Consider the following 2,055-nt stretch of genomic DNA (forward strand, 5'->3'; position numbering starts at 1 on the left):
CATGGGTACCTTGCTATGCATACTTCTCAAACTACCTTGCGCATCGGTATTGTCGGCGGCGGTATTGCCGGCGTGGCGTTAGCCCTGGATCTGTGCCGTCACTCCCATCTCAGCGTTCAGTTGTTTGAAGCGGCGTCAGCCTTTGGCGAAGTGGGTGCTGGTGTCTCCTTCGGTGCCAACGCCGTTCGTGCCATCGCCGGTCTGGGCATTGCCGAACCTTATCGGAAGATCGCCGACCGCACGCTTGATCCCTGGCAGGATATTTGGTTCGAATGGCGCCGTGGTGAGGATGCGGGTTACCTGGGCGCGAGCCTGGCTGAAGGGGTAGGGCAGTCGTCGGTTCACCGTGCGGATTTTCTCGACGCTCTGGCCAGTCAGTTGCCAGAAGGGATCGCCCAATTCGGCAAACGTGCAGTTAGGGTGGAGCAGGATGCCGAACAGGCCCGCGTGCTGTTCACCGATGGCAGCGAGCACCGCTGTGACCTGCTGATCGCTGCTGACGGTATCAAGTCCACGATTCGTGATCATGTACTACAAGGCCTCGGCCAGCCCCTTGCGACACCACGCTTCAGCGGCACCTGCGCCTACCGCGGGATGATCGACAGCCAACAGTTGCGAGCCGCTTACCGTGCTCGTGGTGTCGATGAACACTTGGTCGACGTCCCGCAAATGTATCTTGGGCTCGACGCTCACATTCTCACCTTCCCTGTTAAGCAAGGGCGACTGATCAACGTAGTGGCCTTCATTTCCGATCGCAGTCGACCTGATCCAACTTGGCCAAGCGATTCTCCATGGGTTCGTAATGCGAGCCAGGAAGAAATGCTTGCCGCGTTCGCCGACTGGGGCGATGCCGCACGGGTTCTGCTCGAGTGCATTCCTTCGCCGACCCTTTGGGCTTTACATGAACTCGAAGAGCTGCCGGGCTATGTGCACGACCGGGTAGGGCTGATTGGAGACGCGGCCCACGCCATGTTGCCACACCAAGGCGCTGGCGCAGGACAGGGGTTGGAAGATGCCTGGCTATTGGCAAGACTGCTGGCGGATCCGCAGGTTTTGGCGAGCCGGCCGCAAGCGGTGCTCGAGGTCTATGACGCTATCCGTCGCCCACGTGCATGTCGTGTTCAACGCACGTCTTGGGAAGCCGGCGAGCTTTACGAACTGCGTGATCCAGCTGTAGACGATAACGAGCCACTGCTGAGCAAAACCCTTGCGGAGCGTTTTGACTGGCTGTGGAATCACGATATGCAGGGCGACCTGCAAGAGGCTCGTGAGCAACTGGGCTGGAAAACCCTCGCATAGCGACTTGAACCAGATCGTCGAGGATTTGGCTGCGCGTGTGACTGGACAATGAGTGCCTGCTTTTGGCCCAGAGTGTGTAAAACGTCAGATTAGGTTTTCTATTTCGAAGCCGGAAGACGGTGCTCTCGTTTCGCAAACTAGAAAGGGTTTTTGGAGGCTTTTTTACACACTCTGGGCCGATTTTTGCCGGGCACGACGGGCCGAAAACGACCCCAGGCAAGCGCTCAGCGATGTTTACACGACTATGAATCTGACCTATGAAGGCGGAAGAGCTCCAGGAGCAGCGTAGGCTAGAAAAGACATCATCGACTCAGCCGGAGGATGCTCGTAGGTCGAAGACAGCACAGCACTGAGTTGATCGCCTAACAGGTCCCAAGCGTGCTTCTTCTCTTCGGCATAGTCGTGATGGAGGTAGTGGCGTCTCACCCGCGAGCCGGCCAGCACATGGTTTTGGCAGCGGTCGATGACGTCCAGGCTGACCCCCAAAGCCTGCATCATGGTCGCGCCCGTGCGGCGCAGGTCGTGTGGCGTCCAGTCGCCGTTCTGGCCGTCGGCAAGAACTAGGGTGTCGTCGTGACGCCGTCTTGAAAGGGCCTTGCGATTTTTGAACCGGACCTGGCGATCGCCGACCTGTTTACTCACCACCTTTACGTCCACATGCCCGTCATCCTGCTTGTTCGGAAAGCACCATTGGGAGTCTCCCGTCAGGGTTTTGAGCTCCTGAAAGAAATGAAGGGCAAAGGGGGAGAGGAAGAC

General features: G+C 58.2%; 1 protein-coding gene and 1 pseudogene. One reads left to right on the forward strand and one right to left on the reverse strand.

The genetic code is table 11. The features are described from left to right. The first annotated feature begins 15 nt into the window (after window positions 1–15). A complete protein-coding gene (gene salA, locus ACXRVY_RS25975; RefSeq protein ID WP_223457217.1) occupies window positions 16–1,299 on the forward strand; it encodes a salicylate 1-monooxygenase in 1,284 nt (427 codons plus the stop codon). Window positions 1,300–1,554: 255 nt separating this feature from the next. On the opposite strand, the pseudogene ACXRVY_RS25980 reads toward salA, so the two are convergent. Beyond that, window positions 1,555–2,055, reverse strand: a pseudogene (locus tag ACXRVY_RS25980) (site-specific integrase); the annotation flags it as partial.

The organism is Pseudomonas sp. P5_A2_2, assembly GCF_054177685.1.